The 24691-nt window shown below is 63.7% G+C and carries 6 protein-coding genes and 1 pseudogene; 4 read left to right on the forward strand and 3 right to left on the reverse strand.

Annotation, left to right across the window (positions count from 1 at the left end):
- Positions 1-15: 15 nt before the first annotated feature.
- The 3 genes from M5B97_RS23150 to M5B97_RS23160 form a co-directional block, all read right to left on the reverse strand.
- On the reverse strand, positions 16-222 hold the full coding sequence (locus M5B97_RS23150; RefSeq protein WP_123715889.1) for a hypothetical protein: 207 nt from the start codon (positions 220-222) through the stop codon (positions 16-18).
- A complete protein-coding gene (gene adeC / locus M5B97_RS23155; protein ID WP_248732760.1) occupies positions 219-1658 on the reverse strand; it encodes an AdeC/AdeK/OprM family multidrug efflux complex outer membrane factor in 1440 nt (479 codons plus the stop codon). Before adeC ends, M5B97_RS23150 begins: the two co-directional genes overlap by 4 nt.
- A 62-nt stretch (positions 1659-1720) precedes the next feature.
- Positions 1721-2536, reverse strand: a complete 816-nt coding sequence (locus M5B97_RS23160; RefSeq protein WP_248732784.1) for a helix-turn-helix transcriptional regulator — start codon at positions 2534-2536, stop codon at positions 1721-1723.
- A gap of 320 nt (positions 2537-2856) precedes the next feature.
- Here M5B97_RS23160 and M5B97_RS23165 point away from each other — a divergent pair, with 320 nt between their 5' ends.
- The 4 genes and pseudogenes from M5B97_RS23165 to M5B97_RS23175 form a co-directional block, all read left to right on the forward strand.
- A complete protein-coding gene (locus M5B97_RS23165; protein WP_248732761.1) occupies positions 2857-4554 on the forward strand; it encodes a cyclic peptide export ABC transporter in 1698 nt (565 codons plus the stop codon).
- A gap of 363 nt (positions 4555-4917) precedes the next feature.
- Entirely contained in the window at positions 4918-5043 is a 126-nt protein-coding gene (locus tag M5B97_RS27675) for a hypothetical protein (protein WP_283101086.1), read from the forward strand.
- Positions 5040-14699 carry a non-ribosomal peptide synthetase gene (locus tag M5B97_RS23170; RefSeq protein ID WP_248732762.1) on the forward strand — a complete coding sequence of 3220 codons (9660 nt, stop codon included), beginning with the start codon at positions 5040-5042 and terminating at the stop codon, positions 14697-14699. Before M5B97_RS27675 ends, M5B97_RS23170 begins: the two co-directional genes overlap by 4 nt.
- 11 nt (positions 14700-14710) lie before the next feature.
- Positions 14711-24526, forward strand: a pseudogene (locus tag M5B97_RS23175) (amino acid adenylation domain-containing protein); the annotation flags it as partial.
- Positions 24527-24691 lie beyond the last annotated feature (165 nt).

A 24691-nucleotide genomic window follows, 5' to 3' on the forward strand; every position in this document is an offset into this window, starting at 1 on the left:
AGGGCAACGGTAGGCTCATTCTCTCGACACCTTCAACGGCGCGTCCGCCAACCTCAGGTTGGCGGCGATGTAAAACCCCAGGACCGTGCGCTTCTTCTCTTCATATTCACAGGGCACCAGCGCGGTATTGGGCAAGTGCGCGCTGTCCTGTGCCGGTTTGACCAGCATTCTCTTTCCCCCCGAGCGCAGGCGCACATATTGCCCGGGCTCGAAGGTGCTCATGGGCGCGTCTCGGCAACCGCCAGGCGTGTAGGTTCTCCCCATGCGCCGCCCAGGGCGGTGTAGAGGTTGACCTCGGCAATCAATTGCGCCAACCGATCAGTGATCAGAGTCTGTTGCGAGGAGAACAACGAGCGTTGTGCATCGAGGAAGACCAGGTTGCTGTCCACCCCGATGTGATAGCGACGTTGCGCGAGGTCGTAATAGACCTGATTCGCCTGCACCAGGTCGCGTTGTGCATTCAGCTGGTCGTCATAGGTCTGGCGTGCCGCCAGGCCATCGGACACTTCCTGGAAGGCCGTCTGGATGGCTTTTTCATACCGGGCGACGCCGATGTCTTTCTGCAACTTGGAGTAGTCGAGGCTCGCGCGCAGGCTGCCGGCGTTGAAGATCGGCAGGTTGATCTGGGGTTGGAACGTCCAGCTGCCCGAGCCGCCTTTGAACAGGCTGGACAGTTGGGAGCTGGACGCGCCGGCATTCGCCGTCAGGCTGACGCTGGGGAAGAATGCGGCACGCGCAGCGCCGATATTGGCGTTGGCGGCTTTGAGCTGGTACTCGGCCTGCAGGATGTCGGGTCGGCGCTGCAGCAGGTCGGACGGCAGGCCGGAAGGCATCTGCGCGATCAAGTCGCTGGCCAACGGCCGAACCGGCAAGGATTCCGGCAGTGCGCCGCCGATCAACAGCGTCAGGCTGTTGCGGTCCTGTGCCACTTGGCGCTCGTAGCGGGCGAGGTTGGCGCGGGCGTTCTCGACACTGGTGCGTGCCTGTGCCGCGTCCAGTGAAGACGCGGCCCCCACCGCCAGGCTGCGCGTGGTCAGGCGCAGGCTTTCCTCGTAGGAGGCCAGGGTCTGGCGCGTCAGCACCAGTAACTCCTGGTCGGCGCGCCAGGTCAGGTAGGCATTGGCGACGCTGGCCACCAGGCTCAGTTCTGCGCTGCGGCGCGCTTGCTCGGTGGCCAGGTAAGCCTGCATCGCCTGCTCGCTGAGGCTGCGCACGCGACCAAAGAAATCCAGTTCATACGCACTGATCCCCAGCGTCGCCGAATAGGTGGAGGTGATCGTCGGCTTGCCGGTCTGGGTCATGTTCGCCGGGACACGCTGGCGAGTGCCGCCGACGCCCGCGGAGACCGCCGGGAACAGGTCGGCACGCTGGATCTGGTACTGCGCGCGGTAGGCCTCGACATTCAAGGCGGCCACACGCAGGTCGCGGTTCTGGGTCAGGGCGGTCTGAATCAGTTGCTGTAAGGCCGGGTCGTGAAACAGGGTGCGCCACCCCTGGCCGGCCGCGTCTTCGCTGACCGTTCCAGCGGCAGCGGCATACGCCGGGCCTTGTGGGTACTGTGTCGCCACCGGTGCCGCAGGTTGCTGGTAATCGGGGATGAGCGAGCATCCGCCCAGCGCCACTGCAACCGTCACCAGAGAGAAAGCAAACTTGTTCATGGGCCAGCCTCATTTGAAAAGGGGCACGGGTTACCGCGTAGTAACCCGTTGCTTGAATTGCGCTAGGCGCCGACCATCCACTTGGTCAATCCATGTCGGCCGCTGACCCCAAGCTTTGCGGTGGCACGCTTGAGGTAGGTTTCAATAGAGCTATTTTTCAGCTGCAGCGTTTCTGCTATTTCCGGCACTGTTCTGCCGTTGAGTAAGCCCAGGCAAACTTCCTGTTCGCGGGTCGATAAGGTGATGTCGCACAGCGCCAGGCGCTTTTCAAATTCGCGATGAATGTGCGTCGGCTCCTGATTGGTGACCAGGGTCGCCATCCAGCTGCCCATTTTTCGCAACGTGCTCTGGCGGCTGAACTGGGCATAACTTTCAATCAGCGGTAGCAAGGCTTCGGAGAGATTCTTGAGCAGCGACAGCTCGCTCAAAGAAAAATCCTTTTGCGTGTGCGACCGATACAAGGTCACGACGCAGCGCCGGCTGCCGTCGCGCGACACCAGCGTGCACTGGTGCGCCGCACGGCGCGCGCCTTTGCCGGCTGCGCCTTTGGTTCGCGCGTTCACACGGATCAGCAGCGAGCCCTCCATCTCCAGCACTTCCTTGAGCAGCTGAGGGTTGTGGGCGGGACGGCTGGCGTTGAGCGCCGGGATGTCGGCAGGGTCGCCGGCATTGCCCAACGGTTTGATGTCGGTCAGGTGGGTGTTTGACTTATCCAGCGTCCATTCGCAGAGCGTCAACGCCGTGACCGGCAGGAGCTTGTCGATCAGCTTGAGCATGTTGAGTGCGAAGTGATCCTGGTCAGTACTGGAGATCAACTCGCCGAGTATGAAATAGAAGTGGGGGCTGTCCGCATTTCGAATACGGCTGGTCAGATCCATAGTCCAATCATCCTTGATGGCGATGTTTTTATAAGTAGCGGGTGAGCGAGCCGTGCAGCCATCGTTCACTCCTGAAGGTTTCAACTCGGGTCCGTATTAGGCCCATTGATTGCGCAACGGTCTGTAATAGAAAGCGGGGACATTCAGGTCGCATCCGCTTCTTCCTCGCGGATTTGCCTCCCTCGACGTTTTGTACAGGCTTTCGGGGACAGCCGAATCCGGGGCAATCCGTACACTTGCGGCTCCGGCACCCCTGGCCAGTAGCAGCGGTCTGCCTGACGGGCCATGCCCGGTCTTGAGTGTATTTGAGGAGTTAATCCATGAATAAAGAGCATGAGAAGCCGCCCAAGCCGGGCTCGGTCTTGCGCCTGCTTTGGCAAAATCATCCCTGGCTGGCCTTCTTTTCAGTGGTCACCGGCATCGTCAGCGGCGTGGCCGCAATCGCCGTGGTCAACGTGATCAACCAGGCGATTTACGAACAGGGATCGCGGTTGCACTTGCTGTATTGGTTCGTCGGTTTGAGTGTGGTGGCGCTCGCGTTTCGCAACGGCGCGACCTTGTTCCCCGCGTACGCCAACATGAAATTGATGACGCGCTTGCGCATTGCGTTGTGCCAGAAAATCCTTTCTTCGCCCCTCGAAGAAGTGGATCGGCGCGGCCCGCCCAATGTGCTGACGCTGCTGACCACCGATATTCCGCAGCTCAATGCGACGCTGCTGGTGATGCCCGTGATACTGGTGGAATGCACGGTGTTCTTGTGCGGCCTGGCTTACCTGGCTTACCTGTCCTGGACGGTATTTGCCTTGACCCTGGCGCTGCTGGCCGTGGGGGCGATTCTGTACATCTTCCTGTTCCTCGGCGGCGTGAAGTTCACCGGCCGTGTGCGTGATGAGTTCACCGCCTTTAACGAACACACGCACGGCCTGGTTTTCGGTCTCAAGGAGTTGAAGCTCAACGGTATTCGCCGGCGCTGGTTCGGCCGCTCCGCCATCAAGGAGTCATCCACGCGGGTGGCGCGTTTCAATTTCATCGAGCATATGTGGTACCTCGGCGCCGAAAACATGGGGCTGCTCACCCAGTCATTGCTGATCGGCAGCCTGGTGTTCGCTTTACCGTTGTTGATGGTGACTGACAGTCAGGTGATGACGGCCGGCGTGTTGACAGTGATGTATATCCTCGGGCCGCTGGGGTTGTTGATCGGTGCGATGCCGGTCATGGCGCAGGGACGGATTGCGATCGCCCGTCTCGCCGAGTTTGGCTTCCTGATCAACGAACACCACGCCGAGCCGGACGAGCCGGATAACTCCAATGTGCTGCGTCTGGAGCACAAGAAGCACTGGCGCCAGATCACGCTCAAAGGCGTGGTGATGAACTATCGCGGTGCCGATGCCGAGAACGGCTTTGCCCTGGGGCCGGTCGACCTGACCATCAACAGCGGGGAGTTGATCTACATCATCGGCGGCAACGGTTGCGGCAAAAGTACCCTGGTCAAGGCACTGTGCGGGTTGTACGTGCCCCAGGCCGGGCAGATATTGCTCGACGGCGTCGCCGTCAACGATGAGACCCGCAGTGACTACCGCGACCTGTTTTCCGCAGTGTTCAGCGACTTCCATCTGTTCAACCGGCTGATCGGTCCTGACGGTGAGGAGGTCAATCCGGCCCTGGCGCAGAAGCACCTCACCGCCCTGGGCCTGGCCGACAAAATCAAGATCGAAGGGCTGGGGTATTCCACCACCAAGGAGTTGTCCTACGGCCAACAAAAACGCCTGGCCCTGGTCTGCGCCTACATGGAAGACCGTCCGGTGTATGTCCTCGATGAGTGGGCGGCGGATCAAGACCCTCCGTTCAAGCGCTTCTTCTATGAAGAGTTGCTGCCGGAGCTGAAACGTCGCGGAAAGACCGTGCTGATCATTACTCACGACGATCAATACTTCCAATTGGCCGATCGTATCGTCAAGTTGGTCGATGGCCATATCGTCTCCGATGTAAGTCTTGTTGCCGAGGACCGCCGCGCCTGATTCCGGCGCCGCCGACGCCTTTCCCCCCAGCACGACGCCCAACGCTTTTCCAGCACTGGGCTTCGTGCTTTTTTGTTTTAAAAAAACATTGAATATCAACAAGATAATCATGAATTAGCAAAATATTTGCCTGTCCCGTGGTTGTCCGGGATTCGGGTGACATACAGCCAAAAACGCCGGTGCTTAAATTTGCCAATGCGCTTATCAGGTAACGCTGTGGGCGGCTTTTCTATCCGGCGTACAAGGCCGCATCGGCACCTTGAGTTGTCCATTGGCCTGACGTTTTTAACGATTTTTGCCTCAACCTCCCTCGCTGCTGCGCTGTGACCCAGGTGGCACTGACAAAACTCTGAGAAGGCTTTTATGAAACGTTTTTCTGCAGTGGCCGTGGGCGACCTGGTCGCGAAAAAAGTCGCGAAAAAAGTCGCGGGAAAAATTCCGTCAAACAACCCGGCCCATGCTGGGTTCACCGTGCAGGTGATCGCATGAGTTCGCCCGTGCAGTTGCCGCAGACGTTCCCTCTGACCGCTGCGCAGAAAGCCATCTGGCTGGACCAGATCACTCAGGGTGAATCGCCGCTCTATAACATCGGCACCTACCTGGAACTCAACGCGCCGGTCGACGCCGAACGGATGCAGCGCGCCGTTGACGTGCTGGTGGTCAAGCATGACGCCCTGCGCCTCACCTTGGTGGACGCCACCGATGCCGATGGCGTGCCGCTGCAATTCATCGCGCCCACCCTGGCGGTGACGGTGCCGCTGTTTGACGTGTCTGAACAGGCCGACCCCGTCAGCGCAGCGTTGGCGTTGTTGGAAGAACACATGGCTCGCGCGTTTTCGCTGACCCAGGCGCCACTGTTTCGCTTTTTCCTGATCAAGTTGGGGCCGGCGCACTACTACTTCGCCAGCCAGGCGCACCACATCATTCTCGACGGTTGGGCCTTCGGTGAAATGGTGCAATCGCTGGGTGGCATCTACAGCGACCTGACCGAGGCGCGGCAGCCTGAGACGGAGGCCAGCTCCTATGTCGACTTCATCCATGACGACCTGCGCTACCGCGAATCGGCACGTTATGAAAAGGACCGCGAGTACTGGCAGCACAAATATCAGACCCTGCCCGAAGCATTATTTGCCCCGCGCTACCAGGACCAATATGCCAAGGGCAAGGCCCCCGGTCGGCACCACATCCGGCCGTTCCCAGTGGTATTGCATGATCGGATGGGGGAGTTGGCGAAAGCTTGCCAGGCCTCGACCTACCACGTTCTGCTGGCGGCCATGTATGTCTACTTCACGCGCGTGACCCAGCGCGATGAGTGGGTGGTGGGCCTGCCATTGCTCAATCGCTCGGCCAAGTTCAAGACCACCCTGGGCATGTTTACCCAGGTCAGCGCGGTGCGTTTCAGCCTCGGCCGTGAGCTGGCCTTCAGCGCTCTGGTCGGCGCCGTGCGCGATGCACTCAAGCAGGATTACCGCCACCAGCGCTTCCCGCTCAGCGGCATGAACCTGCGCACCGAAGGTGGTCAACTGTTCGACCTGACCCTGTCCTATGAACAGGACGACCACCTGTATCAGTTCGCCGAGCAGCGCGGGCATCAGGTCAAAGTCACCAACAACCACGAACAGATGCCCCTCGCGTTTCACTTGCGGGCGAGCAATCACAAGGACAAGGCGTGGGCGCACTACGTTTACAACGAGGCGTATTTCAACGCCGATGACATCGAGGCCCTGGCCGAGCGCTTTACCCACGTGCTGGAGCAGGCGCTGGAGAATCCCGAGCTGGGCGTGGCAGATTTTTCCTTGACCACCGAGGCCGACCGCGCGCTGTTGCAGCATTGGAACGCCAGCGTTGGCACGTACCCTTGCGATGGCACGATTCATGGGCGGTTCGAGGCGCAGGCGGCATCCCGTCCCACTGCGACAGCGCTGATTTTCGACGGCCAACGCCTGAGCTACGGCGATTTGAACTGCCGCGCCAACCAGGTCGCGCACCGCTTGCTGAGCCTGGGCGTGCGCCCGGATGAGCGCGTGGCGATCTGTGTCGAGCGCGGCCTGGACATGATCATCGGCCTGCTCGGCATTCTCAAGGCCGGTGCCGGTTACGTGCCGATCGACCCGGCGTACCCGCAGGAACGCATCAGCTACACCCTGCAGGACAGCGCGCCGGTGGCGGTGCTGGTGCAGCAGGCGACCCGTGCCCTGGTGAGCGAGGTGTCGGTGCCAGTAATCGAACTGGACGGCGGCGATTGCCAGGCCGAATCCACCGATAACCCGCAGGTCCCGGGCCTGACCTCATCCAGCCTGGCCTACGTGATCTACACCTCCGGCTCCACCGGCCTGCCCAAGGGCGTGATGATTGAGCACCGCAACGTAGCGCGGCTGTTCAGCGCCACCGAGGGCTGGTTCAACTTCAACGAGCAAGATGTGTGGGCACTGTTCCACTCGTTCGCCTTCGACTTCTCGGTGTGGGAAATCTGGGGCGCGCTGATGCATGGCGGGCAACTGCTGGTGGTGCCGCAGCTCACCAGCCGTTCGCCGGACGAATGCTATGCGCTGCTGTGCAATGCTGGGGTGACGATCCTCAACCAGACGCCGAGTGCTTTCCGTTCGTTGATTGCGGCCCAGGGCCAGAGCGAACTCAAGCACTCCCTGCGTCAGGTGATCTTTGGTGGCGAGGCCTTGGAACCGGGGATTCTCAAGCCGTGGTATGCGCGGATGGGTAACGCCGGTACGCAACTGGTGAACATGTACGGCATCACCGAAACCACTGTGCATGTGACCTATCATCCGCTGACTGCCGCTGACGCCCAGCGGGTCGGCACCAGCCCGATTGGCGGGCGTATTCCGGACCTGCGCCTTTACATCCTCGATGCCCAGGGCCAGCCCGTCCCGCACGGCGTGGAAGGCGAGTTGTATGTGGGCGGCGCGGGGGTGGCCCGTGGCTACCTGAACCGGCCTGAATTGAATGCCGAGCGCTTCCTCGACGATCCCTTCGACACGGCCCCGGGCGCGCGCATGTACCGCACCGGCGACCTCGGCCGCAGGCAGGCGGGCGGCAGCATTGACTACCTGGGCCGCAACGACGACCAGGTGAAGATCCGGGGTTTCCGTATCGAACTGGGTGAGATCGAAGCGCGCTTGGCGGCCTGTGAAGGGGTACGCGAAGCAGTGGTGATTGCCCGCGAAGATGAGCCGGGCGACAAGCGCCTGGTGGCCTATGTCATCGCCGCAGAAGGGGCCGAACCGTCGGCTGGCGAATTGCGCACGCAGCTGCTGGTGTCGCTGGCCGAGTACATGGTGCCCAGCGCCTTTGTGATGTTGGCGGATTTGCCGCTGACCACCAACGGCAAGCTGGACCGCAAGGCACTGCCGGCGCCGGATACCAGCGCTTTTGCACGGCGCGAGTACGCCGCGCCGCAGGGGGAACTGGAAACCACCCTGGCGCGCCTGTGGAGCGAACTGCTGGGCGTCGAGCGGGTAGGGCGCCACGACCAGTTCTTTGAGCTGGGCGGCCATTCCTTATTGGCGGTCAAACTGATCGAGCGCATGCGCCAGGTTGGCCTGAACGCCGATGTGGGTGTGCTGTTCGGTCAGCCGACCCTGGTCGCGCTGGCCGCTGCCGCCGGCAGCCGACACCAGGTGCAAGTGCCGGCCAACGCAATCCCGGCCGATTGCACGCGGATCACCCCGGCCATGCTGCCCCTGGCGAGTTTGCCCCAGGAACAGATCGACCGTGTGGTCGCCGCTGTCCCGGGTGGTGTCGCCAACGTACAGGACATCTATGCGCTGGTGCCGTTGCAGGAAGGCATCCTGTTCCACCACCAGACCAGCACCGACGGCGATCCCTACCTGCTGCAGGCGGTGTTGCGCATGCACAGTCGCGAGCAACTGCAGAGTTTTGTCGACGCCTTGCAACAGGTTATCGATCGTCACGACATCCTGCGCACCTGCGTGGCCTGGCAAGGACTCGACGAGCCGGTGCAAGTGGTCTGGCGCGAGGCGCGCCTGCCCGTGCAGGAAGTACAGTTCGAGCCGGCGCTGGGAGCGATTGCCACGCAACTGTCCGAGCGCTTTGACCCGCGCCACACGCGTATGGACCTGACTCGCGCACCGATGATGGCGCTGCATTTCGCCGAGGACCTTGCGGGCAGCGGCTATGTCGCGGTCCTGCAATTCCATCACCTGATCGATGACGCTACCTCGCTGGCGCTGCTGGGTCAGGAAATCGAGGCGGTGATGCAAGGTCGCGGCGATCAGTTGGCACCGTCGGTGCCGTATCGCAACTATGTGGCGCAGACCCGCCTGGGCATCAGCCAGGCCGCCCACGAGGCATTTTTCCGCGAGATGCTGGGCGACGTCGATGAGCCGACCCTGCCGTTCGGCTTGCAGGATGTGCAGGGCGATGGCCAGGGTATCGACCAAGCCAGCTTGCCGGTGGCGTCGCTGCTCGGGCAGCGCCTGCGTACTCAGGCCCGCCGCCTGGGGGTGAGCAATGCCAGCCTGTACCATTTAGCCTGGGGGCAGGTGGTCGGGCATCTGGCGGCGCGCCGCGACGTGGTGTTCGGCACCGTGTTGATGGGCCGCCTGAGCAGTGGCGAGGACGCCGACCGGGCCTTCGGCATGTTCATCAATACGCTGCCGTTGCGCGTTGAAGCGGGCGACCAGGGCGTCGAACGCGCGCTGAAAACCACCCATGCACGCCTGGCCGCCTTGCTCGGCCATGAACATGCGCCACTGTCCCTGGCGCAACGTTGCAGCGGCGTGGCGGCACCGACCCCGTTGTTCAGCGCCTTGCTCAATTACCGGCATGCCGCAGTCGGCGCACAATCGGCCGAAGAGGCCGGCCAGGCGCTGATGTGGGCCGGGGTGGAAATGACCGGCGGCGAAGAGCGCACCAACTTCCCGCTGATGTTGTCGGTGGACGACCTCGGCGATTCCTTCGGCCTGAGCGTGCAGGCCGTGGCCGGCGTCGATCCGCAGCGCGTCTGCGGCTACATGCACCGCGTGCTGGAAGCCATCGCCGACGCCCTGGAACACCAACCGGATCAAGCGTTGCACAGCCTCGCGATCCTGCCGGACGTTGAACGTCAGCTGCTGCTGGCCGACTTCAACGCCTTCGACAGGCAATACCCGGCCACAGCGACCGTGCACACGCTGTTCGAAGCACAAGTGCAGCGCCAGCCTGACGCAATCGCCGTGACCTACCCAGGCCAGTCCCTGAGCTACGGCGACCTGAACGCGCAGGCCAACCGGATTGCCCACCGCCTGATTGCCGACGGCATCGGCGCCAATGACCGTGTGGCGATCTGCGCCGAACGCAGCCTGGAAATGGTCGCCGGCCTGCTGGCGATTCTCAAGGCCGGCGCAGGTTACGTACCGTTGGACCCGGCGTACCCGGATGAGCGCCTGGCGTACATGCTGCAAGACAGCGCGCCCAAGGCGTTGTTGACCCAGCAGCGCCTGGCGCAACGTTTCGACGCGTCCAGCGTGCCGACCCTGTTGCTGGATACCACCGAGGGTCTGGATGCACAGCCCGCGCACAATCCGCATGTACCGGGCCTGGATGCCGAGGCCCTGGCCTACGTGATCTACACCTCCGGTTCCACCGGCCAGCCCAAAGGCGTCGCCATGCCCCACGGGCCGCTGGTCAACCTGATGCAGTGGCAGATTGCACAAACCCTGGCCGATGGCCGTCCGGCCCAACGCACCTTGCAATTCGCCGCACTGGGCTTTGACGTGGCCTTCCAGGAAGTCTTCAGCACCCTGTGCGCCGGCGGTGAGTTGTCGTTGATTCCGGGCGATTTGCGCCTGAATTTCCGCGAACTGTTCCGGCATATCTGCGAGCAGCGCGTACAGCGCCTGTACCTGCCGTGCATCGCCCTGCAAGCACTGGCCGAGGCCGTGGCCGAGACGCCTGAGCTGGGGCGTTTGCCCTGTGCGCTGCAGGATGTGATCACGGCCGGTGAGCAACTGCGTATCAGCGAACCGATGCGTGAACTGTTCCAGGGCCTGTCCGGCTGTCGCTTGCACAACCACTACGGGCCGACCGAATCCCACGTCACCACGGCCCTGACCCTGGAGGGGGATGCGCGGTCCTGGCCGGTGCTGCCCTCGATTGGCGTACCCGTGGCCAACACGCGGATCTACCTGCTCGATGAACACCTGCAACCGGTGCCGCTGGGTGTGGCCGGCGAAATTTATATCGGTGGTGCCTGTGTGGCCCGTGGTTATTTGCACCGCGATGACCTGACCGCCGAACGCTTTCTGGCCGACCCATTCGTGCCCCAGGGCCGTCTGTACAAGACCGGCGATCTGGGACGCTACCAAGCCGATGGGCAAATCGATTACCTGGGGCGCAACGACGGTCAGATCAAGATCCGCGGTTTCCGTGTGGAGCTGGGCGAAATCGAAGCGCGCCTGGCCCAGCACCCGGCCATCCGCGATGCGGCGGTGCTGGTGCGCGAAGACAGCCCCGGCGACAAGCGCCTGGTGGCCTATTTCACCGCCCACACCGAGGCCGTGCCGACGGGTGTCGACGCGCTGCGCGAGCATCTGCAGGCGCTGCTGCCCGACTACATGATTCCGGCTGCCTACGTGCAGCTGGACGCGCTGCCGCTGTCGCCCAACGGCAAACTCGACCGCCGCGCCTTGCCGGTGCCGGATATCGAGGCGTTTGCCAGCCGTGAATACGAAGCGCCGCACAACGCCACCGAGACCACCCTGGCCGAACTGTGGAGCCAGGTGCTGGGCGTGGCTCGCGTGGGGCGCCAGGACAACTTCTTCGAGCTGGGCGGCCATTCGCTGCTGGCGGTCAAGCTCATCGAGCGCATGCGCCAACAGGGCCTGAGCGCCGACGTGCGCGTGCTGTTCGGCCAGCCGACACTGGCGGCCCTTGCGGCAGCGGTAGGCGGCGGCAGTGAAATCCAGGTGCCGGCCAACGGTATCCCGGCCGACTGCACACACATCCGCGCCGACATGCTGAGCCTGATCGAACTCGGGCAGGACACCCTCGACCGCATCGTCGCGCGGGTGCCGGGCGGGGCGCGCAATGTGCAGGATATCTACCCGCTGGCGCCGTTGCAGCAGGGCATTTTGTACCACCACATCACCAGCGAACAGGGCGACCCCTACCTGTTGCAGGCGACGTTCAGTCTGGAAAAACGCGAGCAGCTCGATGCCTTCACCCAGGCGCTGCAGGCGGTGATTGACCGCCATGACATGACGCGCACCGCGATCTACTGGGAGGACCTGCAACAGCCGGTGCAAGTGGTGCTGCGCCGCGCCGAGCTGCCTCTCGAAGAACTGCATTTCGACCCGGCCCAGGGCAGTATGCTGGAGCAATTGCACGCGCATTTCGACCCGCGCCAGGTGCGGCTGGAGTTGAGCCAGGCACCGCTGCTGCGCCTGGCCTACGTGCACGATGAGGCCAACCAGCGCTGGCTGGCGATGCTGCTGTTCCACCACATCGCCATGGACCACACGGCGTTGGATGTGATCAGCGAGGAGGTCCTGGCCTACCGCAGTGGCGGCTTTGCGCAATTGGACGCGGCGATGCCGTACCGCAATTACGTGGCACAGGCGCTGTTGGGCGTCAGTCAGGCTGACCACGAACAGTTCTTCCGCGAGATGCTCGGCGACATCGACGAGCCGACCCTGCCGTTCGGCCTGCAGGAAGTGCAGGGTGACGGGCTGTCGGCGGAGGAAGCCAAGATCCAACTGGATGCCGAGCTGTGCCGGCGCCTGCGTGCGCAGGCGCGCCACTTGGGCGTCAGCGCGGCCAGCTTGCACCACCTGGCTTGGGCTCGCGTACTGGCCAGCGTCAGTGGGCGTGATGATGTGGTGTTCGGCACCGTGTTGCTGGGGCGCATGCAAAGTGGCGACGGCGCCGACCGGGCGCTGGGTATGTTCATCAACACCTTGCCGCTGCGGGTCAGCATCGACGAGCAAGGCGTGCGTGCCGCAGTGCGTGCCGTACACGCCAGGCTTTCGGCACTCCTGGGCCACGAACATGCACCGTTGGTGGTGGCGCAGCGTTGCAGCGCCGTGCCGGTTTCATCGCCGCTGTTCAGTTCAATCCTCAACTACCGGCACAGCCCGTTGCTGGAACGCGAAGGGCCGCAGTACTGGTCCGGCGCGCAGGTGCTGGAGGTGCGCGAGCGCACCAACTACCCGTGCATGCTGTCGGTGGATGACCAGGGCGAGGGCTTCCTGCTCGGCGTGCAGACCAGCGGCGTGGATGCCCAGCGCGTGGCGGGCTACATGCAGACCGCCTTGCAGCAAGTGGTGGAGGCACTCGAGAGCGCGCCGCACACCGCCGTGCAGCAACTTTCGGTGATCCCGGCAGCCGAGCGCGAAACCCTGCTGGTGCGCTTCAACGACACCGCCAAGGATCACGCGTTGCAACAGACGATTCACGGCCTGTTCGAAGCCCAGGTGCAGCGCACGCCGGACGCCATTGCGCTGCAGGCGGACGGCCGACGCCTGAGCTACCGCGAGCTGAACCAGTGCGCCAACCGCCTTGCCCATCATCTGCGCGAACAGGGTGTGGTGCTGGAGTCACGGGTCGGCATCTGCGTTGAACGCAGTGCCGAGATGGTCATTGGTTTGCTGGCGATCCTCAAGGCCGGCGGCGGTTACGTGCCGCTGGATCCGGCCTATCCGCTGGACCGCCTGGCCTACATGCTCGAAGACAGCGCGCCGTCCGTGGTCCTGGTGCAAGGCGCCACCCGCGCCTTGCTCGGTGACGTCGACATGCCCGTGGTCGACCTGGAGCACGTCATCTGGCACCACCAACCGGCCAGCAACCCGCTGATTGCCGAACTGACCCCGCAGCATCAGGCCTACGTGATCTACACCTCCGGTTCCACCGGCAAGCCAAAGGGTGTGATCAACGAACACAGCCCGGTGGTCAACCGCCTGCTGTGCATGCAGGACACCTATGGCCTTGACGCTTCGGATGCACTCCTGCAGAAAACCCCGTTCAGCTTCGACGTGTCGGTATGGGAATTCTTCTGGCCGTTGTTCACCGGTGCGCGCCTGGTCATGGCCCGCCCCGGTGGGCACAAGGACCCGCAATACCTGTGTGAGGTGATCCAGGCCGAACAGATCACCACGGTGCATTTCGTACCGTCGATGCTGGATGTGTTCCTGGCCCACGGCGATGTCAGCCAGGCGGCCGGGCTGGTGCGGGTAATGTGCAGCGGCGAAGCCTTGCCGGGCAGCCTGGTACGCCGCTTCAAGGCGCAACTGCCGGGCAGCGCGCTGTTCAACCACTACGGCCCTACCGAAGCGGCGGTGGAAGTCACGGCGTGGGATTGCAACGGCGCCGTCACCCCGGACAACACACCGATCGGCAAGCCGATTGGCAACGTGCGTATGTACGTGCTCGACGCGCACTTGCAGCTGGTGCCATTGGGCGTCAGTGGTGAGCTGTTCATTGGCGGCGTGCAGGTTGCCCGTGGCTACCTGAACCGTCCCGAGCTGAACGCCGAACGCTTCCTCAAGGACCCTTACAGCGCCGGGCGCATCTACCGCACCGGTGACGTTGCACGCTATCTGCCGGACGGCAATATCGAGTACCTGGGCCGTAACGATGACCAAGTGAAAATCCGTGGCGTACGTATCGAACTGGGGGAAATCCAGGCGCGCCTCGCCGAATTCCCGCAGCTCCAGGAAGCCACGGTGCTGGCGCGTGAGGACGTGCCGGGCGACAAGCGCCTGGTGGCCTATTACACCGGCGTGCCGGCGGCCACCGAGGTGCTGCGCGCGCACCTGTTGGCGCAATTGCCGGACTACATGGTGCCGCAACTGTTCGTGCATCTCGACGCGCTGCCGCTGAGCCCCAACGGCAAGCTCGATCGCAAGGCCCTGCCGGCGCCGGACGTGGCGGCGCTGCGCACCCATGCATACGAAGCCCCCCAAGGTGAAATTGAAACCGCAATGGCCCAGCTCTGGGCGGAGTTGTTGAAGGTTGAGCGCGTCGGTCGCCACGACAACTTCCTTGAGCTGGGCGGGCATTCGTTACTCGCGGTCAGCCTGATCGGGCGCTTACGCCAGGAAGGCATTGAAGCCAACGTCAAGGCGCTGTTCGAGCACTCCACGCTGTGGGAATACGCCGCAATTACGGAAAGAATGGAGATGGTCCTGTGAGTGTTATCGAACTGTTGGCGACACTGAAGGAAAAGGACGTGCAGTTGTCCGTCAAGGGCGATCAACTCGTATTGCAGGGCAACAAGCTGGCCTTGAGCGAGCCGGGCGTGCTGGCGTCGCTGCGCGAGCATAAAGCCGCGCTGATCGCCTTGATCAATGCCGGCGATTACTCGGCGCAGCGGGCCGGGCAGGTCGAGGTACCGGCCAATGCCATCCCCGCCGGGTGCGCCCGGATCACCCCGGCGATGTTGCCACTGGTGAACCTGAGCCAGGCGGCCATCGACCGTATCGTCGCCACGGTGCCCGGTGGCACTGCGAATGTGCAGGATATCTACCCGCTGGCGGCGCTTCAGCAAGGGATTTTCTACCACCACGTCACGGCGCGCCAAGGTGACCTCTACCTGATGCGTTCACAGTTCGCGATCACCACACGGCCACACCTGGAGGCGTTTGCCCAGGCCCTGCAGCAGGTGATCAATCGTCACGACATCCTGCGCACCAGCATTGTCTGGGAAGGCCTGGATGAGCCGGTGCAAGTGGTGTGGTGCCAGTCGCCACTGGTGATCAACGAGCTGGTACTCGACCCGGCCGAAGGGCCGATCACCGAGCAGTTGTACCGGCGCTTCGACACCCGCTCGATGCACATGCACCTGGGCCAGGCCCCCTTGCTGCGCGTGGTTTTCGCCGAAGACCCGGCCAACCAGCGCTGGGTGGCGATGCTGCTGTTCCATCACATCGCCATTGACCATGTGGCCATGCAGGTGGTGTACGAGGAGATCCACGCCTGCTTGTACGGCGATGTCGAACAACTCGGTGCGGCGGCGCCGTACCGCAACTATGTGGCCCAGGCGCGCCTGGGCACCACGGTAGAGGAACACGAGGGGTTCTTTCGCGACATGCTCGGCGATCTGGACGAGCCAACCCTGCCTTTCGGTCATCAGGACGTGCAGGGCTTTGAGCAGGTCAACGAACTGGCCCACGTCCTGGACGCCGACTTGAGTCGGCGCCTGCGTGCCCAGGCCCGGCAGCAGGTGGTCAGCGTTGCCAGCCTGCATCACTTGGCCTGGGCCCAGGTGCTGGGGCGCATTTCCGGACGTGACGATGTGGTGTTCGGCACTGTGCTGATGGGGCGCATGGGCGGTGGAGAGGGCAGTGAGCGCGGGCTCGGGCTGTTTATCAATACCTTGCCGCTGCGCCTGGATGTCGGCGCGCTGGACGTACAGGCGGCTGCCAAAGCCGCCCATGCGCGCTTGACGCGCCTGCTGGGCCACGAACACGCGCCGCTGGCGCTGGCCCAACGCTGCAGCGGCGTGGCCGCGCCTACGCCGTTGTTCAGTGCCTTGATCAACTATCGCCAGAGCCAGGCACCGGCGTCGAACGGGCCTCGATGGGACGGTATCGAATTGCTCGGCGGCGAGGGGCGCAGCAACTATCCGCTGGTGTTGTCGGTGGATGACGTCGGCGAGGATTTCAACCTGACGCTGCAAGGCGTCGCCAGCATGCCGTTGTCGCGCATCCTCGGTTATATGCTCACCGCGCTGCACAGCCTGGCCGATGCACTGGAGCAGGGCCGGACCACGCCGATGCAGGCCTTGCCGATCGTGCCCGCCGAGGAGCGGCACAGCCAGTTGATCGGCTTTAATGACACGGCCAGGGATTACCCGCGCGGGCAGACCATTCACGCTCTGTTCGAGGCCCGCGCGCTGGCGCAGCCCCAGGCGGTGGCCGTGCGCCAGGGCGAGCAGCAACTGAGCTATCAACAACTCAACGAGCGGGCCAACCAGCTGGCCCGCCACTTGATCGAACGGGGCGTGGGCCCCGACGAGCGCGTCGCTATCTGTGCGCGCCGCAGCGTCGACACCCTGGTGGGCCTGGTGGCGATCCTCAAGGCCGGTGCGGCCTACGTGCCGGTGGACCCGGCGCACCCCCAGGAGCGTATTGCCTACCTGTTGCAAGACAGCGCGCCCGTGGCGGTACTGGTGCAGGCGGCGACTGCGCCCCTGGTCGCCGGGCTTGCGGTTCCGGTCATCGATCTGGATTCCAACGCCTGGCACGCCGCGTCGGTCGGCAACCCGCAGGTGCACGGCCTGACCCCGGCGCACCTAGCCTATGTGATCTACACCTCCGGCTCTACCGGCCAGCCCAAAGGCGTGATGGTCGAACACCGGACCCTGGAGAACCTGGTGAACTGGCATTGCGAGGCGTTCGACCTGCACGCCGGCAGTCACACCTCCAGCGTCGCCGGTTTCGGTTTCGACGCCATGGCCTGGGAGGTCTGGCCGGCCTTGTGCGCAGGCGCGACCCTGCATCTGCCGCCCGCGCAGCAAGCCCATGAAGACATTGATGCGCTGCTGCAATGGTGGGTCGCCCAGCCGCTGGATGTGAGCTTCCTGCCGACGCCGGTGGCCGAATACGCGTTCAGCCAGCACCTGCAACACCCGACGCTGAAGACCCTGCTGATCGGCGGCGACCGTCTGCGTCAGTTCAACACGCCCCGGCGTTTCAACCTGGTCAACAACTACGGCCCGACTGAAGCCACGGTCGTCGCCACGTCCGGCTTGATCGAGGCGGGCAAGACCCTGCACATCGGCAAACCGGTGGCCAATGCGCAGGTGTACGTACTCGATGCACATCAGCAACTGCTGCCCCAGGGGGTGGCCGGTGAGCTGTATGTGGCCGGTGCCGGCGTGGCGCGGGGCTACCTGAACCGCCCCGAAATGACCGCCGAACGCTTCCTCCGCGACCCGTTCAGCCGCGACCCGCAGGCGCGTATGTACCGCACGGGTGACCTGGTGCGCTGGCGCGAGGACGGCACCCTTGAATACCTGGGGCGTAACGATGACCAGGTGAAAATCCGTGGCGTACGGATCGAACTGGGCGAAATCGACAGCTGCCTGGCCGTCCATCCCCAGGTTCGCGAAGCGGTGGTGCTGGCCCGGGACGGGCGCCTGGTGGCGTATTTCACCGCCGACGATGCGCTGGACGTCGAGCGCCTGCGTGGCTTTGTCCAGGCGCAACTGCCGGAATACATGGTCCCTGTCGCTTATGTGCGGCTGGACCATATGCCGCTCACGGCCAATGGCAAGCTTGATCGCAAGGCCCTGCCGGAACCGGGGCTGGAGGCGTTGCTCAGCCGCGGCTATGAAGCCCCGCAGGGCGAGGTGGAAAGCACCCTCGCGCAGATCTGGGCGGACGTGCTCAAACTGGAACAGGTGGGCCGCCACGACAATTTCTTCGAACTGGGCGGGCATTCGTTACTGGCAGTCAACCTGGTGGAGCGCATGCGCCAGGCGGGCCTGAGCGCCGATGTGCGCGTGCTGTTCAGCCAGCCCACCCTGGCGGCGCTGGCGGCGGCGGTGGGTGCCGGCAACGAAGTGATAGTGCCGGCCAATCGCATCCCTGCTGGTTGCACACACATCACTGCGGACCTGTTGCCGCTGGTGCAGATCAACCAGGCCAATATCGACCTGATCGTCGCCGCTGTGCCCGGCGGTGCGGCCAATGTGCAAGACATCTACCCATTGGCGCCGTTGCAGGAGGGCATTCTCTACCTGCATTTGTCGGCCGCGCACCGTGACCCGTATGTGCTCACGTCGCAGTTTGAACTGGCTGACAGCGAGCGGCTGCAGGCGTTTTGCCAAGCCCTGCAACAGGTGGTCGAGCGCCATGACATCCTGCGCACCGCCGTGCTCTGGGAAGGGCTGGATCAACCGGTGCAAGTGGTATTGCGCCATGCGCAATTGCCGGTTGAGCGGTTCAAACCGGCCCCAGGCCCCACCCCGGTGGCCGAGCAATTGCGCGCCGAGGTGCAAGCGCGTTATGCCCGTCTCGATCTGAACCAGGCACCCCTGATGCGCGTGGTCTACGCCGAGGATGCGGCACGCGGGAAAATCGTCGCGTTCTTCGTGTTCCACCACTTGGTGCTGGATCACACCGCTGTAGAGGTGGTGCAGCATGAAATGCAGGCGTATCTGCTGGGCGAGGCCGACCGGCTGGGCGCAGCGGTGCCGTATCGCAACTACGTCGCCCAGGCGCGCCTCGGCGTCAGTGAACAGCAGCATGAAACGTTCTTTCGCCAGATGCTGGCGGACATCGAGGAGCCGACCCTGCCGTATGGCTTCCAGATGGTCGAGGATGACGGGGCGAACATCGACGAAGCCGAGCTGACCCTGGACGCGGGCCTGAGCCGTCGGCTGCGTCTCCACGCCCGGCAACTGGGCGTCAGCCCGGCGAGCGTGTTTCACCTGGCCTGGGCGCGCGTGTTGAGTGTGGTCGCGCATACCGACCGGGTGGTCTTCGGCACGGTGATGATGGGCCGCATGCAGGGCGGAGACGGTGCCGACCGGGCACTGGGCATGTTTATCAATACCTTGCCCCTGCGCATCGATATCGATGACCAGGCCGTGCAGGCGGCGGTCAAGGCGACCCATGCCAGCCTGAGCGGCTTGCTCGGCCATGAGCACGCCTCGTTGGCGCTGGCGCAACGCTGCAGCAGCGTCGCACCGTCCACGCCGTTGTTCAGTGCCTTGCTCAACTACCGGCACAGTGCGCTGCCATCAGCGGCCGAGCAGGCCGAATACCAGCGCGCCTGGCGCGGCATTGATGTGGTGGATGTGCATGAGCGCACCAACTACCCGCTGAGCGTCAGTGTCAACGACCTGGGCGAGCAGTTCAGCCTGAGCGCATTGGCGGTTGCCGCGCTGGGCGCAGAGAAAATCTGTATTTACTTCAACACCGTCATCGAGCAACTGGTCGATGCACTGGACCATACGCCGTCCGCGCCACTCAATAGCGTGTCGATGTTGCCGCAGGCTGAGCGTCATCAAGTGCTGCAGGCGTTCAACGACACTCTCAGGGATTACCCGCACACGCACACCTTGCATCGGCGGTTCGAAGCCTGTGCAGCGGCTGAGCCGCAGTCGTTGGCGGCGGTGCATGGCAAGCAATCCTTGAGTTATGCGCAGTTGAACCAGCGGGCCAACCGCCTGGCCCATCACCTGATCGGCCTGGGCGTAGTCCCTGGTGACCGCGTGGCGATCCTGCTGGAGCGTTCCCTGGACCTGCTGGTCAGCCAGTTGGCAATCAGCAAGTGCGCGGCGGTGTATGTGCCGCTGGATGTCAACGCACCGTTGGACCGTCAAGGCTTCATGATTTCCGACAGTGGCGCGCAATGGGTGCTGACGGCAGCTTCCATCGAAGTGCCGACGGGCGCTCGTCGCCTGGACCTGGACACCCTGGACCTGAGCGCTGAGCCCACGCATAACCCGGCGCTGGAGCAATCCGCAGAAACGACGGCGTACATCATGTACACCTCCGGCTCCACCGGTACGCCGAAGGGTGTGCTGGTGCCGCATCGGGCGATCACACGTTTGGTGATCAACAACGGTTATGCCGATTTCAATCAGCATGACCGCGTGGCATTTGCCTCCAACCCGGCGTTCGACGCCAGCACCCTGGATGTGTGGGCGCCATTGCTCAATGGCGGCGCGGTGGTGGTGGTCGATCAGGACACGTTGCTGTCCCAGGCTGATTTTGCCGAGTTGTTGCAGGAGCAAGCGGTCAGCGTGTTGTGGATGACCGCCGGATTGTTCCACCAGTATGCCGAAGGGCTGCTGTCGGTTTTCCCGCAATTGCGTTACCTGATCGTCGGCGGTGATGTGCTCGATCCAAACGTGATCGCCAGAGTCCTTAAGGACGGTGCACCGCAACACTTGCTTAACGGCTACGGCCCGACTGAGGCGACGACGTTTTCGACCACCCATGAGATCACCCGGGCGGATGAAGGCAGCATCCCGATTGGTCGCCCAGTGGGCAACAGCCGTGCCTATGTGTTCGACGCCCGCCAACAACCAGTACCGGTCGGTGTGACCGGCGAGCTGTACATCGGTGGCCAGGGTGTTGCCCTGGGCTATCTGAATCGAGAAGACCTGACGGCAGAAAAATTCCTCACCGACCCGTTCAGCGACGGTGCGCTGATGTACCGCACCGGCGACCTGGTGGCCTGGCGTGCCGACGGCACCCTGCAGTATCAGGGGCGTAACGACCAGCAAGTGAAGATCCGCGGTTTCCGCATCGAACTGGGCGAGATCGAAACCCGCCTGGGCGAACACCCGCAGGTCAAGGATGCAGTGGTACTCGCCCGTCAGGACGAACCGGGGCACAAGCGTCTGGTGGCGTACTTCACCGAACGTGAAAGCCTGGACATCACCGCACTGCGTGACTACCTGTTGACCCAGTTGCCTGACTACATGGTGCCGGCCGCCTACGTACGGCTGGACAGCCTGCCGCTGACCAACAATGGCAAGGTTGACCGCAAGGCCTTGCCTGCACCGGATCAGGACGCACTGCTGAGCCGCGGCTACGAAGCGCCACAAGGTGAAGTGGAAACGGTGCTGGCGCAGATCTGGGCCGACCTGCTCAAAGTCGAGCAAGTCGGTCGCCACGATAACTTCTTCGAACTGGGCGGCCATTCGTTGATGGCAGTCAACCTGATCGAACGCATGCGTCGCGCCGACCTCAGCGCCGACGTGCGCGTGCTGTTCAGCCAGCCGACCCTGGCAGCGCTGGCGGCTGCGGTGGGCAGCGGGCGTGAGGTGGCTGTGCCGGCCAACCTGATCACGCCTGATTGCGTGCGCATCACGCCCGATCTGCTGCCCCTGATCACCCTGGACCAGGCGAGCATCGACCATATCGTCGCCCAGGTCCCGGGCGGCCTGGCCAACGTGCAGGACATCTACGCCCTGGCACCGTTGCAGGAAGGCATCCTGTACCACCACATCACGGCGGAGCAGGGCGACCCGTATTTGCTGCAGTCGCAAATGGCGTTCGACAGCGTGGAGCGTCTGCATCGCTTTGCCCACGCGTTGCAACGCGTGATTGACCGTCACGACATCCTGCGCACCGGGATTGTCTGGGAGGGTTTGAGCACCCCGGCGCAAGTGGTGTGGCGCAAGGCCGAACTGGCGGTGCAGGAGCTGGCCCTCGATCCGGCCGACGGCGACATTCTGGGCCAACTGCATGCGCGTTTTGATGCGCGGCACTACCGTCTCGATGTCAGCCAGGCACCACTGATGCGCCTGGCCTATGCCCGGGACGAACTCAACGACCGCACGGTAGCGGTGCTGCTGTTCCACCACACGGCGCTGGACCACACGGCGCTGGAGGTGGTCAGTTGGGAAATGGCGGCCAGTCTGCTGGGTTCCACCGAACCGCCGGCTGCACCGGTGCCTTACCGCAACTACGTGGCCCAGACGCGCCTGGGCGGCGTAGAACAGGAGCACGAAAGCTTCTTCCGCGAGATGCTCGGTGATGTCGACGAACCGACCTTGCCCTTTGGCTTGAAGGACGTGCAGAGCGACGGCAACACGGTGGCCGAAGTGACGCAGGCGCTGCCGGCAGACGTGAGCCAACGTCTGCGGCGGGCGGCACGCACCTTGGGGGTCAGTGTCGCCAGCCTGTTCCACCTGGCCTATGCCCAAGTGTTGGGTGCGGTGTCGGGCAAGCAGGATGTGGTGTTCGGCACGGTGCTGGTCGGGCGCATGCAGGGCGGCCAAGGCGCCGACCGCGCGCTGGGCATGTTCATCAACACCTTGCCATTGCGCGTCGAGCTCGGTCTGCACAGTGCACGAGACGGCGTGCGTATGACTCACGCGCGGCTGTCGGCGCTGCTGGGGCACGAGCATGCCTCACTGTCCCTGGCCCAGCGTTGCAGCGGCGTGGTCGCGCCGGCGCCGTTGTTCAGTGCGATGCTCAACTATCGTCACAGCGCCCGCGATGGCGTGATGCACCAGACCCGTGACGCCTGGGTCGGCATCCAGACCCTGGCCAGCGAGGAGCGTACCAACTACCCGTTGGCGTTGAACGTGGATGACCAAGGTGACAGCTTCCGCCTGAACGTGCAGGCCATCGCGGTGGATGCCCAGCGTGTGCTGGACTATGTACAGACGGCGTTGTGCAACCTGGTCCACGCGCTGGAGGACGCACCGCATACGGCCTTGCAGCAACTGTCGGTACTGCCGGCGGAGGAGCGCGAAACGCTGCTGGTGGCATTCAACGACACGGCCCGCGACTACCCGTTGCAACAAACCCTGCATGGCCTGTTCGAAGCCCAGGTACAACGCACGCCGGACACCATCGCGTTGCTGTCCGACACTCGGCAGCTGAGCTATCGCGCGCTGAACGAGCACGCCAACCGCCTGGCCCATCACCTGCGTGAGCTGGGTGTGCAGCCGGATTCGCGGGTGGCGATCTGCGTCGAGCGCAGCATCGAGATGGTCGTCGGCCTGCTGGCGATCCTCAAGGCCGGTGGCGGTTATGTGCCGCTGGACCCGGCTTACCCGCTGGAGCGCCTGGCCTACATGCTCGAAGACAGCGCGCCGGCGGTGCTGCTGGTGCAAGGCGCCACCCGCGCCTTGCTCGGTGATGTAAGTGTGCCGGTGGTCGACCTGGAGCACGTCACCTGGCACCACCAGCCGGCCAGTAACCCGCTGATTGCCGAATTGACCCCGCAACACCAGGCCTACGTGATCTATACCTCCGGTTCCACCGGCAAGCCCAAGGGTGTGATCAACGAACACAGCGCGGTCGTCAACCGCCTGCTGTGGATGCAGGAAGAGTACGGTCTCGACGCCGGCGACACGGTGTTGCAGAAAACCCCGTTCAGCTTCGATGTGTCGGTATGGGAATTCTTCTGGCCGTTGTTCACCGGTGCGCGCCTGGTCATGGCCCGCCCCGGTGGGCACAAGGACCCGCAGTACCTGTGCGAAATCATCCAGGCCGAACGGGTCACCACGCTGCACTTTGTGCCTTCGATGCTCGACGTATTCCTGGCCCATGGCGATGTCAGCCAGGCGGCCGGGCTGGTGCGGGTGATGTGCAGCGGTGAGGCACTGCCCGGCAGTGTGGTGCGACGCTTCAAGCAGCAACTGCCGGGCAGTGCTTTGTTCAACCTCTATGGGCCGACCGAAGCGGCGGTGGACGTCACTGCATGGGACTGCGCGGGGCCGATCACCCCGGACAACACGCCGATCGGCAAACCCATTGCCAACACCCGCATGTACTTGCTGGACGAACACTTGCAACCGGTGCCCCTGGGCGTCAGCGGTGAGCTGTTTATCGGTGGCGTGCAAGTCGCCCGTGGCTACTTGAACCGCCCGGAACTGACGGCCGAACGCTTCCTCGACGACCCGTTCAACACCGGGCGCATGTACCGCACCGGTGACGTTGGACGCTTTCTGCCCGATGGCAACATCGAGTACCTGGGGCGTAACGATGACCAGGTGAAGATCCGCGGCCTACGCATCGAACTGGGGGAAATCCAGGCGCGCCTCGCTGAATTCCCGCACATCCAGGAAGCCACGGTGCTGGCCCGCGAGGACGTGCCGGGCGACAAACGCCTGGTGGCCTATTACACCGGCGTGCCGGCCGAGGTCGAGGCGTTGCGCGCACATCTGCTGGCGCAATTGCCGGACTACATGGTGCCGCAGCTGTTTGTGCATCTCGATGCGCTGCCGCTGAGCCCCAACGGCAAGCTCGATCGCAAGGCCCTGCCGGCGCCGGACCTGGCGACCCTGCGGGTGCGCGCATATGAAGCGCCGGTGAGCGACACGGAAATGGCCCTGGCCCGGCTCTGGGGCGAATTGTTGAACGTTGAGCAAGTCGGTCGACACGACCACTTTTTTGAACTGGGCGGCCATTCACTACTGGCCGTCAGCCTCATCGGGCGCTTACGCCAGGAAGGCATCGATGCGAACGTCAAGGCGCTGTTCGAGCAACCCACGCTCTGGGAATACGCCGAAATTACAGAAAGAATGGAGATGGTCCTGTGAGTGTTCTCGAACTGTTGGCGACATTAAAAGAAAAAGACGTTCAACTTGCGGTCAAGGGTGAGCAGCTGGTAGTGCAGGGCAATAAGCAAGCGCTGAAGGAACCCAGCGTGCTGGCTTCGCTGCGTGAGCACAAGGCCGCGTTGATCGCTTTGATCAACGCCGGCG

The sequence above is a fragment of the Pseudomonas sp. MWU13-2517 genome, from assembly GCF_023242545.1.
In the GTDB taxonomy this organism is placed as follows: domain Bacteria; phylum Pseudomonadota; class Gammaproteobacteria; order Pseudomonadales; family Pseudomonadaceae; genus Aquipseudomonas.